This is a genomic window from Sphingobacterium sp. 2149, assembly GCF_031455655.1.
Classification (GTDB): Bacteria; Bacteroidota; Bacteroidia; order Sphingobacteriales; family Sphingobacteriaceae; genus Sphingobacterium.
Map to the genome: position 1 here is coordinate 260,701 of NZ_JAVDTD010000009.1, position 15,411 is coordinate 276,111.

14 protein-coding genes are annotated in these 15,411 nt (G+C 40.3%); 13 read left to right on the forward strand and 1 reads right to left on the reverse strand.

All coding sequences use genetic code 11. The features are described from left to right. Window positions 1–147: 147 nt before the first annotated feature. Window positions 148–2,685: a magnesium-translocating P-type ATPase gene (gene mgtA / locus J2X77_RS14915; protein WP_310081339.1), complete on the reverse strand. Its 2,538-nt coding sequence runs from the start codon at window positions 2,683–2,685 to the stop codon at window positions 148–150. 329 nt (window positions 2,686–3,014) lie between these two features. On the opposite strand from mgtA, the gene J2X77_RS14920 reads away from it, so the two are divergent. The 13 genes from J2X77_RS14920 (at window position 3,015) to J2X77_RS14975 (ending at window position 15,263) form a co-directional block, all read left to right on the forward strand. Next, the gene (locus J2X77_RS14920) at window positions 3,015–4,445 is read left to right on the forward strand and encodes a L,D-transpeptidase family protein (RefSeq protein ID WP_209574145.1); all 1,431 of its coding nucleotides are present in this window, start codon (window positions 3,015–3,017) and stop codon (window positions 4,443–4,445) included. A 169-nt stretch (window positions 4,446–4,614) separates the two neighbouring features. Further along, entirely contained in the window at window positions 4,615–5,043 is a 429-nt protein-coding gene (locus tag J2X77_RS14925) for an Hsp20/alpha crystallin family protein (protein WP_209574142.1), read from the forward strand. A gap of 100 nt (window positions 5,044–5,143) precedes the next feature. Continuing rightward, on the forward strand, window positions 5,144–5,986 hold the full coding sequence (locus tag J2X77_RS14930; protein ID WP_209574139.1) for an MBL fold metallo-hydrolase: 843 nt from the start codon (window positions 5,144–5,146) through the stop codon (window positions 5,984–5,986). After that, a complete protein-coding gene (locus J2X77_RS23765) occupies window positions 5,941–6,054 on the forward strand; it encodes a hypothetical protein (protein ID WP_209574135.1) in 114 nt (37 codons plus the stop codon). The genes J2X77_RS14930 and J2X77_RS23765 overlap by 46 nt, the downstream gene beginning before the upstream one ends. Before the next feature lie 189 nt (window positions 6,055–6,243). Continuing rightward, the gene (locus J2X77_RS14935; RefSeq protein ID WP_209574132.1) at window positions 6,244–6,687 is read left to right on the forward strand and encodes a pyridoxamine 5'-phosphate oxidase family protein; all 444 of its coding nucleotides are present in this window, start codon (window positions 6,244–6,246) and stop codon (window positions 6,685–6,687) included. A 288-nt stretch (window positions 6,688–6,975) separates the two neighbouring features. Then, window positions 6,976–7,536, forward strand: coding sequence for an AraC family transcriptional regulator (locus tag J2X77_RS14940; RefSeq protein ID WP_209574128.1), 561 nt, complete (start codon window positions 6,976–6,978; stop codon window positions 7,534–7,536). A gap of 121 nt (window positions 7,537–7,657) precedes the next feature. Next, window positions 7,658–8,323, forward strand: a complete 666-nt coding sequence (locus J2X77_RS14945; protein ID WP_209574124.1) for a BON domain-containing protein — start codon at window positions 7,658–7,660, stop codon at window positions 8,321–8,323. 315 nt (window positions 8,324–8,638) lie between these two features. Beyond that, on the forward strand, window positions 8,639–9,100 hold the full coding sequence (locus J2X77_RS14950; protein ID WP_209574121.1) for a hypothetical protein: 462 nt from the start codon (window positions 8,639–8,641) through the stop codon (window positions 9,098–9,100). Between the two features lie 25 nt (window positions 9,101–9,125). Then, entirely contained in the window at window positions 9,126–9,338 is a 213-nt protein-coding gene (locus tag J2X77_RS14955; RefSeq protein WP_209574118.1) for an SHOCT domain-containing protein, read from the forward strand. Window positions 9,339–9,647: 309 nt separating this feature from the next. Beyond that, window positions 9,648–10,322 carry a PIG-L deacetylase family protein gene (locus tag J2X77_RS14960; RefSeq protein WP_209574115.1) on the forward strand — a complete coding sequence of 225 codons (675 nt, stop codon included), beginning with the start codon at window positions 9,648–9,650 and terminating at the stop codon, window positions 10,320–10,322. Continuing rightward, the gene (locus tag J2X77_RS14965) at window positions 10,319–11,461 is read left to right on the forward strand and encodes a glycosyltransferase family 4 protein (protein WP_209574112.1); all 1,143 of its coding nucleotides are present in this window, start codon (window positions 10,319–10,321) and stop codon (window positions 11,459–11,461) included. The genes J2X77_RS14960 and J2X77_RS14965 overlap by 4 nt, the downstream gene beginning before the upstream one ends. A gap of 12 nt (window positions 11,462–11,473) precedes the next feature. Further along, window positions 11,474–12,586 carry an amylo-alpha-1,6-glucosidase gene (locus tag J2X77_RS14970; protein ID WP_209574109.1) on the forward strand — a complete coding sequence of 371 codons (1,113 nt, stop codon included), beginning with the start codon at window positions 11,474–11,476 and terminating at the stop codon, window positions 12,584–12,586. Window positions 12,587–13,055: 469 nt separating this feature from the next. Further along, the gene (locus tag J2X77_RS14975) at window positions 13,056–15,263 is read left to right on the forward strand and encodes a glycosyltransferase (RefSeq protein ID WP_209574106.1); all 2,208 of its coding nucleotides are present in this window, start codon (window positions 13,056–13,058) and stop codon (window positions 15,261–15,263) included. The last annotated feature ends 148 nt before the right edge of the window (window positions 15,264–15,411 follow it).

Below are 15,411 nucleotides of genomic sequence, written 5' to 3' on the forward strand. Positions count from 1 at the left end.
CTTGTTTTCAGTGTTATGTATGTTGTATAATGAGCGTTTTCTTTTGTATAATTAGTAGTAATTTTTTCATTTCTTTTTAACATGAACTGAATTGGGCGATAACCATCAAAAAAATAGCTAAAAAAGGAAAGCGATATACTAGTTTAATCAGGCGAAATGTTTATAAAACCAACGTTTCATCAGCTCTGCCGATAATATATATATGACTACAATACCAAGCATCGCTAAATAGATTCTAAGTGGTAGTATAATAAAACCAAACATTGTTGCAGCAAAAGGAAGAATGGGAAGGAATAATGCCAAGACAGCGATAAACAGCGTCGCCAAAAGCAAGTATTTTCCGGGCCTGCTTATAATAAATGACTGCCGTGTGCGGACGACCAGAACGATGAGGGTAGCAGAAACGACAGATTCAATGAACCAGCCCGTTTGAAACTCTTTTTCCGTCGCATGAAAGTAAAACAATAATACAGCAAAAGTAATATAATCAAATATAGAGCTCAATATCCCAAAGAAAAACATAAAACGTTTAATGAAACCGATATCCCATTTGCGAGGTTTTTGAGTCCATTCTACATCGACAGTATCTGTAGCTATAGCCATTGATGGTAGGTCTGTCAATAAATTGGTGAGTAAGATCTGTTTGGGCAATAAAGGCAAAAATGAAAGAAAGATAGATGCTCCCGCCATACTGAACATATTTCCGAAATTGGCACTAGTAGCCATAAAAATATATTTCTGCGTATTGGCAAAAGTCCGGCGCCCCTCTTTGATCCCCTCAATAAGTACATTCAGATCTTGGCTAAGCAAGACGATATCTGCCGCTTCTTTAGCGACATCAACTGCTGTATTCACCGATATACCGACATCAGCAGCATGGAGCGCAGAAGCGTCATTGATACCATCGCCCATATATCCAAGTACTTTGCCGGCCTTTTTCAAAGCAAGAATAATTCGCTCTTTGTGATTGGGCTCTACCTCGGCAAAGATATCTGTCCTTAGTACCTGATGTAAAAGGGCGTTCTCACTCATTTTTGCGAGTTGTGGTCCCGTGATGATCACAACCTCTTTCATACCGATCTGGATGCCCATATTCTGGGCGATAAGGGCATTGTCTCCAGTAATAACTTTTAACTGGATACCGAGTTTATTTAATGACTTTATCGTTTCAGCTATTCCCTCTTTCGGCGGATCAAACAGGGTGATAAAACCTGCGAATATCATATCTTTTTCATCGTTTTTATGAATAGGCCCATTATTAGCCCATTTTCTATAGGCGACACCTAAGGTTCTGTAACCCTTCGCGCTGAGATCTTTATAGGTCTGTTGGATTTGGCTTTCTGATGCCGCCATTGGAGAAAGTTTTCCCGCTACATCCTCAACCTGGCTGCAGATCTGTGTTACCTGATTCACAGCGCCCTTGGTGACCATAAGCGGCCCATCATCTCCGGAAACCAATAGTGTTAAGCGTTTTCGGATAAAATCATAGGGGATTTCATCTAGGCGCTGTCTTTCGGTATAGTCCTTTAGTTCGAGAGCCGATATGGCTTCATCAATGGGATTTCGGAATCCTTGTTGCAGGCATGCATTGGTTTTGGCCAGCGATAATACATTGGTATTTTCAGTTCCATGAATATCAAGGCCCTGATTGACTTTTACATTTCCCTCAGTCAATGTCCCTGTTTTGTCAGAGCATAGAATATCAATACATCCAAAATTTTCTATCGAATTGAGCCTTTTGACAATAACCTTTTTTTGTGCCATTCTACGGGCGCCCTGCGAGAGATTTACCGTAATAATGGCCGGAAGTAATTGGGGTGTCAGGCCCACGGCTATGGCTAGCGTAAACAGGAGGGAATCCAGTACAGGTTTATGCAGCGATACATTGACCCCGAAGATCAAGATAACCATGACCAGGGTTATCTGCATCAGAAGATAGCCAAAATGCCGTATACCAGCTTCAAACTCCGTCTCTGGAATGCGATTTTGGAGACGTTGACTTATATGACCAAACTCGGTATGAATACCTGTTCCGACAATAAGTATTGTCGCCGTTCCACTGATCACATGACTGCCCATAAATACGGCATTGCTCCGTTTCGCAAGCGCTGTGTCCGCGGGTAAAACACCCGCTTGTTTCTCCGCCGGAAATGTCTCCCCTGTAAAAGCGGCCTCATCTATAAAAAGCTCATTTGATGTCAGTATAGCAGCGTCACCTGGTATCACATCGCCTGCCCGAAGCGACACGATATCACCCGGCACGATTTCCTCAATGGGTAGCTCAATACTTTTGCCGTCTCGGCGTACGGTTGTTGTTATACGCACCAAGGCCAATAATTGGGCTACGGCATTGCCCGCAGCTCTTTCCTGCCAAAAGCCTAGTGCACTGCTGAAACAGACGATAGCAAATATAATGAGCGCATCTGTTCGGTCTGCCAGATAAAAAGACAAGGCTGCGGCAATCAGTAATATCACCGTTATGGGGCTTTTAAATTGATTTAGAAAGAGCAATACAGTACTTTGTTTCCCTGTAGATTTAAAGGAATTGACACCATATTTTTTCCTTCTCATTAAGACGTCTTGCTCCTTTAGACCTTCCGGAGTTGTTTCCAGCTGGTTTAGCAGGTCATCTGTTGGGGTTGACCAAAAATTACTGATACCAGATATTGTATTCGGAAATTTCATAGAAAATACGTTTATTAAAAAACGTTCGATAATCATATTGCAAGATCTGGAACGAAGGACTTGATATTTCAGCGGCTAATTCATCTTATTTTAGAATCGAGCTAGTAAGTAAATTTAAATAAAGCTAATCATTTTTTTTGAGAGTGTGCCACGTTATCTACCGGACTTGAAAACAAGTTGTTACGTCGCAATCTATTCTGCTTAGTACCGTTCAATTACTACCAATTATATAAAAATTAGATAATATTATACAATCTATAGTGATTTATAAATAAGAACTTTGTTTGTATTAAGTTGGTCACTTCGAAGGTTTATCCATCCGAAGATAAATGCAGGTAGAGGTATGGATGGATATCGAAATTTTAAACAAATTAGATATCATGAAAGCGCTCAAGTATTTTCTAGTTGGTTTTTTCTTTATTCTTTGCACAGCGATCCACGCACAGAATGTGAAGATAGATACTGCAATTACAGTAGCGCTCAAGGACAATACATATCTATCCAGGCTGAATTATCCAAAATCAGTTTTCAGGTTCTATACCGACAATTATTCAGGCTATCATTGGACAGATAGTCGGCAAAAACAGGATCAATCGGAAATAGCGCTTTTATTGTTGGCGCGCGCCAACCATTTTGGGCTTTCGCCTTCTGATTACCATCCAGAAATCCTTTCTTTTGAAAAATTAAAACAATGGCGGGATTTTCCCTCTGTAAAGAATCAGACGGAAAGAACCCAGTTTGATATGCTGCTGACAGATGGCCTTATTACCTTTATTAACGATCTTCACTTCGGAAAGTATAATCCATTATATCATAAGTCGCGCATTGATACCAGTAGGATCAATGGATTTTGTGCGGATGAGATATTGTCGGCAGCACGAATGCACACGGATTTCCAGGGAGCAATACTTAAGGCTCAACCAAAGATCAAAGCTTATAGTGATCTTCAGGTCTATCTGGACAGTTCCTATACGGTAAATAATAGTATCACTTCTCAAAGTGAAAGAGGCAAGATCATCATTAATATGGAACGCCTGAGATGGATCAACACGCAAAGTGCCAACTATATTATGGTAAATATTCCTTCGTACACACTGGAGCTTCATCAGGGGGACGAGATGTCGGACTTTAAGGTTGTAGTAGGAAAGCCAACAACAAAAACGCCCGTTTTGGAAAGTGAAATCAGTTATTTTTCAACGGCACCCGACTGGTGGGTTCCCCAAAGTATTTTCCGTAAAGAAATGCTACCGGAAATTTTGAAAGATAAGAGCTACCTAGCTGATCATAATTACTCGATCTATGACCGATCGGGCAATAAAGTCACCGTGAATGCATCAAAATTGAGACAGATCAACAACAGTCCTTATAGCTATAGTGTAAGGCAATCCTCGGGTCATGACAACGCATTGGGTGCTGTCGTATTTAGATTTCAGAATCCCTATGGGGTATACCTTCATGATACCCCTCAGAAACAGTTTTTTGATCGCGGGAAAAGGGCGCTCAGTCATGGCTGTGTACGTGTGGAAAATGCAGATCGCCTCGCCGCTATGCTATTATCATTTGATGGCTCAGAATACAAAATTTCAGAGCTGGAAAATGCAGTACTATCTTACGAAAAGAAGGATTTCGTGCTGAAACAGCCGGTGCCGATTATAATAACTTATCTGACCTGTCTTATAAAAAACGGGAAGCCTGCTTTGTACGCCGATATTTATCAGTTCGACAGCGCACTGGAAGACAAGTTTAATCAAAATAGATAACGGAATCAGGACAGCATGGCGTTGCTGCTCATGCTGGATGTGTTTAAAATAAAGAGATTACTACTTAGTCAAAAGTGATCATGATCATCGTAAAAGATAACAGTGATCATGATCTGAAAATTTTTATAGATCTAACTTTAAAGTATCAAACCATAAAAACAAATTCATTATGAAAACCACAGAAACCCCCGATCAACCAGTTCAGTCTTCACTTGTATCGCAGATAGAAGATTTTTGGGGTAAAAACGAACTTGCCGATGCACTGGAAAAAATGGAACCAACGATAAATATCATTGAAAAGAGTGGTGTTTATAAACTAAGAGTTTCAGCCCCCGGATTTAAAAAAAGAGATTTTAGGGTGGCAGTCGAGGATCGGTCACTGATCATTAGTGCGGAGCACAATGTTGAGAAGAAAGAAGAAAACGAAAATTATGTGAGGAAAGAATTCTTCGCCAATTCATTCTCCCGTAGCTTCCGCTTACCAGATAATGTTACCCTGGATCGCATAAAAGCCACTTATAAAGACGGATTGCTAAACATTACCATTAATAAAACTAATGCGGAGGAACAGGAGATAAAAGACATCAAAATCCGATGAATAAGACGAGGTGATATTCATAACGTGCAGGTGTGCATTTAAGAGTTTTCTTTAAAAAATAGACTGCCGGATGCACATGGGTTTCATTAAAAAGATCAAGATGGAAACTATTTTTATAAAATCTCTCGGAGGGACCGGAACAGTGACCGGATCAAAGCATTTATTAAAAACTACCGAACTCACCATATTAGTCGATTGTGGCTTATTTCAAGGAATTAAATCCTTACGCGAACAGAATTGGGAATCCTTAAATATCCCGATAGCAGAAATTGATCTGGTCATTCTTACCCATGCCCATCTTGATCATTGCGGTTATCTCCCTCTACTCTTGAAAAATGGGTTTAAAGGCCGGATTTATATGACGGAGCCTACCGCGGAACTGACAAAGTTAATCTTGCTTGATAGTGCGAAATTACAGGAAGAGGATGCGAAAAAGGCTAATCAACATCATTATACCAAACATCATCCTGCAAAGCCCCTGTATACACAGGATGATACCGAAAGGGCTTTCGAGCATTTTTATATTGTAAAGGAAAATACCGATATCAAACTAAGCGATCACATTCAATGTCAGTTTAAGCCCTGCGGGCATATTCTTGGCGCCTGTTCGGTGGCAATTACATGCTTTGACAAAACGACTGTCTTCTCAGGAGATATTGGACGAAACCGTAGTGAGATTCTGCCTATCCATGACTTTTTTACCGAAGCGGATTCTTTGGTGATGGAGTCTACTTATGGAGACAGATTGCACGACAACACAGATTTGTATGATAGTCTGCAACATTGGATCAACCTTATGGTTAAAAATCACGGAAACATTATTATTCCAAGTTTTGCCGTGGGCAGGGCGCAAGAACTTATCTATATGCTCTTTCTAAAATTCCTCCTCAACAGATCATGCTGGTACATGGCGAACCATGTGCATTGGAAGCATTGCGTGTAAAGATCCAAACAGAACTAGAAATACCCGTTAAAATTTTAGTGAAAGATGAGCAATTTGCACTCACATAGTTTGCCGGAGTTGCTTATAATCACTTAAAATTCACTTTGTTGTATGCAATGTCCCTTGCCGTCCAAAATATACAGGTAGTCATGATGCATGGGGAATTGTGATAGCGGCGTATCTGTCTCATCGTTTGAAATTGATAATCTTATTGGAAGAGTGTGATCGTATTTTATGATAATTTAATAACTACTAACATGTTAGGAGAATTGAGTAAAAGAGAAATTATCACCTTATTAGGGAACCAGTTTATTGGTCGTATAGGGTGCCATGTCAATGGTGAAACCTACATTGTCCCAGTTAACTATGTTTACCAGAATAATTCGATATATGTTCAGTCAGGCGAAGGTAAAAAGATTGAAATGCTGCGCGCAAACTCTCAAGTTTGTTTTCAGGTTGACGAAATTGATAGCATGTTCAAGTGGAAAAGTGTGATTTTGTGGGGTAATTTTGAAGAGCTGAAGGGTATGGAGCGACAACAGGTTATGCAGGGCTTGATCTTGCGCATTATGCCTAATACAAATGAGACTGGACGAAATCCTGCTCATGCAATATATCCACAGTTTCATGATTCACTAATTGTATTTCGCATCAACATCGAGCATGGGACCGGGCGATTCGAATCACATGATGCAAGATAATGACTTTAACTCATCGATGCCTCTCTATTGATCGTTCAAAGCTTGCCATCTCTGCAGTGGTCAGAGAACTTAATGAAAATATAAAAATATTATTCATTTTAAGATCTCTATTTTTTGATTTTATGGAATAACCTAAAATAAGGGTTAAGGATACCGAAATTTAGTAAATCGTTGTCTGATAATTATTTAAAAACAAATTGTTAGGCAAACATGTTTAGTATATAGCTACTTTGTTTTTGTGATAGATAACTTAGCCCATTTATTATTTGTGCTATTGGACCAACCGACATGAAATTAATCATCCAAAATATGGTGAGCCGCCGTTGCAAAATGATGGTAAAATCTGAACTCGATAAATTGGGGATAGCCTATATATCAATCGAATTAGGCGAAGTTAGATTAGCACAGCCTATTTCTAAAAATATCAAACTAAAGCTCCAGGAAGCGTTGCATCAATCGGGATTGGAATTGCTGTACGACAAGAGAGCCGAATTGATCGAAAAGATAATCAGTATTATTGTCGAAATGATCCATTACTCCAAAGAATTCCCGCAAGTTAATTTTTCTACTTTATTAAGTGAGAGACTAAAAAAAAACTATCATTATCTCGCCGAGATATTTTCCAAAACAAAGGGGATCACGATCGAACATTTTATCATATTGCATAAAGTAGAAAAAATTAAGGAATTGATCCTTTATGGCGAATTGAACCTTACGGAAATATCATATCAGCTGCATTACTCAAGTGTATCCCATCTCTCCAAGCAGTTTAAGCAGGTCACAGGGCTGACACCTACATTTTTCAAAAAGTTTCCATTAAGAACGCGAACAAATCTCGAAGATCTTTAATGTCACTCAGTCTACCTACCAATTATACAACAATCCATTCGAATTGTATAACCTATACTATTTTATTAATCAGAACTTTATTAGGAAGTAATAATTTAATTGCGTCTTAAAATTTAAGCAGATGAAAACAGATGCAGAATTGCAAAAAGATGTCGAGCGGGCAATCCAATGGGAGCCCCAGTTGCATTTGGCAGAAATCACTGTTATGGTTCATGAAGGTGTTGTTTCTCTCGCTGGTTATGTGGACAGTTATGCAAAAAAGCTACAGGCTGAAAATGCTGCAAAGAGAGTTCATGGCGTGCGGGCACTGATTGAAAATATTGAAGTTCAATTTCCAAGTAACTGGGCAAAAACTGATTCTGAAATCGCAAATGAGGTTTTGGCAGCTTTGCGGGCTGCTTGGCTAGTTCCAAAAGACAAAATCGGAATAAAAATTGAAAATGGATGGGTTACATTGGATGGTGCCCTACAATGGAATTATCAACGAGAAGCGGCCAGAAATGCTGTAATTTATCTTATGGGTATCAAAGGAGTAACGAACAATATAAAGGTTAAAGCCGATACGAGCAATACTATTGAGAAAAAAGATATTGAAGACGCATTGAAAAGAAGTGCTATTGACGCTAGTAATCTCCTTGTGACGGTATCAGGCAGCACGGTCACCTTAAGAGGTAAAGTCAATTCCTGGTATCAAAAAGAAGAGGCAGAACGGATTGCGTGGAACACACCCGGTATATGGGAAGTGAATAACGAGCTTTCCATTGATTATGAATATGCCTTTAGTTAATAAGCGATTGTTTATAAAATAATCCAATAGACAAGAGCTACCATATATCAATAATACGACATACAACTATCCTTAGGAGCCTCCGTAACCGAGATGCTTTTAAGTATAATTTTCAACAACTGCTAATTTGATCTTTCATGGTATCCATGAGTGTTTTTGAATTTTTTTACTAAAATTACGGCACTCATCCTATTTCTTTGTCTACGATATTCTTTTATGACCGATAAAGGCTATAACGCTAATGGTATCATGTCGTTTTTTATTCGAGCTGTGTACTTTATTAAATCCTTTCTAATAATTATTTTATTTAAGAAAATGAAAACTTTAACACTATTTCTGATTGGCATAATGACCTTATTGGGGTGCAATCAGTCCGCCGACAGGCGAGCCAATACGGCAAAACAAGAAAGCAAAGATATCGGGCCTGAACCAGATACGGTTAAAACAAAAAGAATAGCAGACTGGCACCGATTCAAACTTGAATCTGACAGTGCTATTGCGAAAATGGACAATGATCTCTTGAATCTACAGGCTAAGTTGGCCAAGGCAAATTCAAAAGATAGGGCTAAGCTCGATGACGATTATAACAAATTAAAAATTGAAATCGCAAGATTGAAGGAGAAAATTCGCCAAAAGAATGTTGCATTCGACAACGATATGCAGCATGCTAAAGATATGACATTACAAGAAAATGAACAGTTTAAAAAAGATGTGAAAAATGATATTGACAAACTGGGGAAATCTGTCGATCAGCTTTTTAAAGATGAGAAAAAATAAATTTTACGTTTAAAAGAGTATGGTTATGTCACACGATAATTATATGTTTTTTGGGATGCACCTTATTTGGTGGGTAGTATGGTTATGTTTCATCTTTTGGATCTTTTTCATCCCATACGATATACCAGGGGAGAGGAGAATGAAAGATTCTCCATTGGACCTTTTAAAAAAGCGATTGGCTTCCGGTCAGATCAGCATTGACGAATATCGGGAGGCAAAGAAAATGCTTGAGGATTAATATAATTTGTGTCAATCCGCTTGCTTGTTTGCAAGCAGTGGTCTTGTACTAGCTATGTATTGCGGGTTAACAATCTATCAAAATGATCGAGCTAACAAGAAAACAAATTAAATCTCAATTGAAGACAAGGCAAGTCTTCTCCAACAAATGGGATTATGGACGCGCGTTTATCATCGCCGGTCAAAAATTCGCTGATAGCGTTGCAAGATTTGGAGGAAGTTGGATATTTATCATTAATACCTCGCAAAGGGTTATAGGTAAGATGAAGTACTTATCAGCTTTAAGTATGTTGATTAGAAAATAAAGGATATGAAAAATGTTGTCCCGTCCGTCATTGCCGATATAGCTTCGGCAAAGAAAAAAATTGCTGTAATCGTCGCGCACCCTGACGATGAGACCCTCTGGGCAGGAGGTACCATTCTTGGTCACATCGATTGGCAGGTGTATGTTATTAGCGTATGTCGAGGCGATGATCCTGATCGGGCCCCAAAATTCAACGCTGCACTTCGAGTGCTTCGCGCCGAAGGGGCAATGGGTTGTCTGGACGACGGCGTGCGACAGATACCATTGAGCGCATCCGAAATTCAACATACCATTCTCGCACTGTTGCCACCTCTAGTATATGATCTGGTAATCACCCACAACCCTTCGGGCGAATATACTTACCATCGACGGCATGTAGAAGTCAGCGAGGCCGTCATAAAACTCTGGAAAAAGCGCAAAATAAAAAGCAAGGAATTGTGGACATTTGCCTATCATGATGGGAATCGTCAATTTTATCCACGACCTAATAAAACTGCCCCGATAAAAAATCAGCTGGACCTCGCTATTTATGATATCAAGTATGAAATCATGAATAGAGTATACGGTTATCCAAAAGATGGTTGGGAGGTGATTACTACACCAAGTACAGAAGCGTTTTGGTCCTTTACTGATACGGGCAAGGCCATGGCCTGGCTTTCTAGGGGAGGGGTATTGGCATGAAAGTCTTATTATTATATGATTATCCACCCTCGCCGGGGGGCTTGTCCACGCAAGGGGATCTACTTTATAAGGGCTTGCTTGCCATTGGTGTTGATGTTCATGCAGTCCACTGGCAGTCGGATCAGGAGAAGGAATGGTATTATGACTGGTTCAGGCCCGATGTTGTTGTGGGTATCGGATATTGGGGACATGTCCCTGCCATTGTATTACATCCACAGCTCTTTGGGCAGAAGGCAGTACCCTGGCTTGTCGCCGACGGATACATCGCCAATTATAGAGATGTACTCAACCAATTGCCACTTATCTTGGTGACCTCCAATTGGGTAAAACAAATGTATGTAAGAGATGGCATCGCTGGCGATAAGATCGAGGTGCTTCCAGTAGGTTGTCATACAAATTCATTCGTTCCGCATGCTAGTAACGATCCCAAGATTCTTGCTGTGCGGCAACAACTTGGAGTGTCTCCAGATGAAATTATGATTTTGACCGTTGGTGGGGATGCGGCTTCAAAAGGATCAAATGAAGTGATGCAGGCATTGGCTTTAATCGACAAAGATGTGCCCCCTTGGAAATATGTATGCAAAGTATGGCCTCAACCGCGCACTTCTTTTCAAAATCAATATGATCACGATCTGGCCGAAAAGCTAGGCATCAGCAAAAAAGTAATATATGCCACTAATACGATATCAAGGGATTTTATGCCTTATCTGATCGGCGCTTGCGATATCTACGCCGCACCTTCCAGACTGGAAGGCTTTGGGATGCCACAGGTAGAAGCTGGCGCATGCGGAAAGCCGGTTATAGGTATCCGGGCCATGGGTATGCTCGATACACTGGTGCATGGTGAGACTGCACTATTGGCGGGTGTGGCCAAGGAGATTGTCGTCAACAAAGTCACTTTGGGTACTGAATCCGGTTATGAAGATAATCATGTGATCCAGTTTGATGTTCCTCGCACGGTGGACTATAGAGCAGATGTCAATGATATAGCAGATTGCTTGCTGGCCTTAATGCGGGATGCTACGATCCGTACGGCAATGGGGCAAGCAGGACGAAAAAGGGTCGAAGAACGATTTGACTACAGAGAGGTAGCGCGTCGCTTTGTCGGAATAATGGAAAAATATTTTAGGTTCAACTAATTTGAAGAAGGGATGCTTACAGAAAACCAATGTCAGGCGATAGATGCCGCAAAGATAGCTGCAGAAAGCGTGCTGTTAAATAATAGCAACGGACCATTTTATCATCTCCCGCGTACTGCCGGCTGGGGCTACCCCGAACCTTACAGCCGCGATCTTTTATTCTCTATACTTGGTATTGCCAGTACTCACAACACCCAGCTTTATGATAGCATCAAGAGCGTGCTGGAAGTACTAGCATTGACTCAGACCGTTCATGGACATATCCCATCCATCGTGTATGATCCTAATAATTTGGGCGCGAGCGATACAACACCGTTGTTTCTTATGGCGGTGGGTATATATCGTAAAATGACCGGAAATACTAGTTTTCTTGAAAAGGCTGTTCATAAATCGCTACGTTGGATGCAGTATCAGAGCCCGGCAGATAATGGAGTGGTCGCCCAGCAGCCTACTAGTGATTGGCGTGATGAGCAGTGGGTACTGGGATATGGACTCTATGTTAACGCATTATACCACAATGCGCTGCAGGTATTAGGCTATCAGAAGCGGGCGGATAAGCTCGCCAGAGGATTGAATATTCTGTTTGCAGGACGGAATCCTTATTATCCCCTTTGGACATTTAAATTATACCATAGCGACAGATTTGATCTCTTGGGTAACAGCCTTGCGATAATTGGTGGAATAGCATCTGTGAAAGAAGCAGATACGATCATAGACTGGGTCGAATCCTCCTGTGAACTCATGAGGAAAGAAGGACTTTTAGCGGTGGACCTTCCTCCCAATTTTTTCCCATTTATTTATCCAAAAGATAGTGAATGGCACAACCGCTACAGGGAATTTAATGAGCCTGGCGATTATCATAACGGTGGGATATGGCCTTTTATATGTGGGTTTTACATTGCAGGCCTAGTGAAAGCACAACGGTTCGATCTCGCTGAGGCAAAGCTTTTGACCCTCACCACACTTGTCACGGCGGCGGTAGATCGTCAATTAGAATATGGTTTCAATGAATGGCTTAAAAGTCAGGACGGAATACCTTATGGGCAGGACTGGCAAACTTGGAGCGCGGCACTCTATTTATATGCCGCAAAATGCGTTCAGACCCGGACCGTACCATTTCTTTAGCGGTGGGGGTGGGCAATTAGACTGATATCAAAATCATACTATTGTACTATTTTTATTTCCAACATTCTATTAACCAACTAAAAAATGTTAGCAAGTTTCGCCTGTCTTTAAAGACATTGATGCATTTGAAGAATGCATTAAGAATCTGTTTTTCTTATAAGGTTTTACGAGGGTTCAGTCGCTGTTTCTCCATTCGTAAGTAGGAGTTTGTAATACATGATCTAAAAAGGGCATTTATAAATATTTAATAATACTCATTAAGTATTGTTATGTATAGCGTATGTAAAAAGCATTGACCTAATATCATTTTTAAGAAATGATAATCCATTTACTGTAACGATTCTTGTTTACTGTCTTAATTAGAACTTCTTTCAATTAATTTTCGTATATTTATAAACCTCCCTACGTGTAGCGCCTTGTCAAAGATACAAGAATATCGTAAGCCAGGACTTCACTTAAAAAACCAAAAATGATTTCAGCAACAAAAAGAGGTATAGCGTTCCTATCCACTTATCCTCCGCGCGCCTGCGGTATTGCAACCTATACAACAGATTTGATGAAGGCTATCGCAAGTAAATTCGAAGAGTCGTTCCGGCTAATCCCTATACCCATAGTAGAAGATTATACCTCTCAACATGATGGCCCGTTGGGTAAACTGGATATAGCCGATCCACTTTCCTTCGACAATATTCTTAAAAATATTTTGCTTGATAGGGATATCAAATTGCTTTGTATCGAACATGAGTTTGGCCTTTTCGTTGGTCAAGAAACTAAGTTTATTTCTTTTCTTTCGGATCTTAATGCAGCACAACTTGCCATCGTTGTAACTTTCCATACGGTATTGCCGGCACCAGATCGAACACTACTTGATCATGTATCTCAGATTGCATATAATTGTTCCCAGATCATCGTTATGACTCAGGGATCTGCTGATATTCTTGCGGATACTTATAAAATCCCCCCCAACAAAATAACGGTGATAGCACATGGTACACATTTAGCCCCAGCAATTGACAAACACGCCATTCTTGAGCATTACAGTCTGGTTGGAAATAAAATCCTCAGTACATTTGGTTTACTTGGCCCTAGCAAGAGTATAGAAACCACACTATATGCACTCCCTGCTATCATTGAACAAAACCCGAATGTAAAGTTCCTTATTTTAGGAATGACGCACCCCAATCTGCTCCGGAGTGAAGGAGAGAAATATAGAAATCAACTTGAAGCGATAGTTAATCAATACGGTATTTCTGATCATGTCCGATTCGTCAACGAATTTCTTTCGACGGAAGACTTGCTGGCCTATCTGTCGATTACCGATGTGTATCTTTTTACATCAAAAGACCCTTTGCAAGCAGTTAGCGGCACATTTTCTTATGCGCTGAGTTCTGGATGTCCCATTGTGTCAACACCAATTCCCCATGTAAAGGAGGTTTTAAAAGAAGATATGGGTACTATAATCGATTTTGAAGCCTCTGATCAGCTTGCAGCCGCTGTTAATCAGATCTTGGATGATGAAGTTAAACTAAGTAAGATCCATCATGTGAATCTTCAAAAGATGGTTGAGACGTCCTGGCAAAACGTTGCAATTGCTCATGTTTGCCTTTTTGAGCTACTTATAGATCAAGAGCGGGAGATGATATACTCCATTCCACCAATCAACCTGGATCATATGTTCAGAATGTCTGAAGAGCTTGGATTTGTTCAATTTGCAGATATCTCATCTCCAGATCTAGCAAGTGGTTATGCGCTAGACGACAATGCAAGAGCGCTTATATGCATCTTACATCACTATAAATTGTATGAATTTTATGAAGATATTGCCCTGATTCAGAAATATCTGAATTTTATTGGGTATTGCATGCAAGCAGATGGCACGTTTTTGAATTATGTAGACCGGTACGGTGATTTTACCATACAAAACGAACAAGAGAATCTCGAAGATGCCAACGGGCGGGCAGTCTGGGCCCTCGGCGAGGTGGTTGGCATGGCCAATCTTTTGCCTGAAAGAATAGTAAAACTTGCAATAGAACTTTTGGAGCGGGCCTCTAAGCATGCAACGGTCTATTATTCGACAAGGTCGATGGCCTTTACCATTAAGGGGCTGAGTTTTATGAAGAGCCATAATTATACGACTATCATAGAAATTTTGGCTGATCGTTTGGCTGCCATGTTTGATCATGAAAGTACTGCAGATTGGCAATGGTACGAGTCTTACCTGACCTACGGCAACAGTGTTATCCCGGAAGCGATGCTGATCGCCTATGAAACAACTGCGAATAGCCGATATAGAGAAATCGCCTGTCAATCCTTTAATTTTTTGTTGAGCAAGATCATTGTCGACAATGAGGTTCATGTGATTTCTAACAAGGGATGGGCAAAACGTGGGCAGCCAATAACAGAATCCCAGGGCGGCGAGCAGCCCATTGATGTTGCTTACACGATTATCGCGCTAGATAGATTTTATAAGTTCACAAAAGATGAGCAGTATAAGAATACTATCCGAATCGTATTCGAATGGTTTTTGGGGCGCAATCATATTCGCCAAATCGTTTATAACCCAGTGACAGGTGGTTGTTTTGATGGTCTGGAGGAATATGCGGTCAATATCAATCAAGGTGCAGAATCCACTATAAGCTATTTAATGGCTAGACTTAAAATGGAGCATTATACATAGGAAAGTGCAAAATAATTTATTTTGAAAAGTTAATGCGCTATTGTCAAATATTATTGGTATATTTATTAAAAGGGATCTACTATTTCATATAACCCCATTCTGTAGATCCACTATGATAAATACACATGTTTTATCTTTAAATTCTCCA